Source organism: Shewanella electrica, from assembly GCF_022321485.1.
Lineage (GTDB): Bacteria > Pseudomonadota > Gammaproteobacteria > Enterobacterales > Shewanellaceae > Shewanella > Shewanella electrica.
The window spans coordinates 1-266 of sequence record NZ_JAKOGG010000348.1 but is presented as its reverse complement, the minus strand read 5'-3'; the positions used below and the strand labels follow the sequence as shown (position 1 = coordinate 266).

The 266-nt window shown below is 48.9% G+C and carries 1 protein-coding gene; it reads right to left on the bottom strand.

Annotation, left to right across the window (positions count from 1 at the left end):
* Window positions 1-233 (bottom strand): hypothetical protein (locus L9G74_RS20850; protein ID WP_238898668.1); only part of this gene is annotated, 233 nt, incomplete at its 3' end.
* Between the last annotated feature and the right edge of the window lie 33 nt (window positions 234-266).

Genomic DNA, 266 nt, shown 5'->3' with positions numbered 1-266 from the left:
GGATTTGACCTGACAAATACAAGGTTGAATCTACCTGCACCCACTTTGTGGTGCCCTAACGCGTTTGCCTGCAAACTCTCCAACAGCATTAATCTGTTGCAACTTGGCTTGATACTGCATCGGTAGTGCCGAACAATGGCCAAATCAACAAACCACCAGAACGCCGGATAGATCACTACCGAGTGTTGCGCTTCTGCGGTACCCACTTCAAAACCTGCTTGAGTTGCTTTCAACGCACTTTCAGCAGAGATAACTGGATGTGGCCC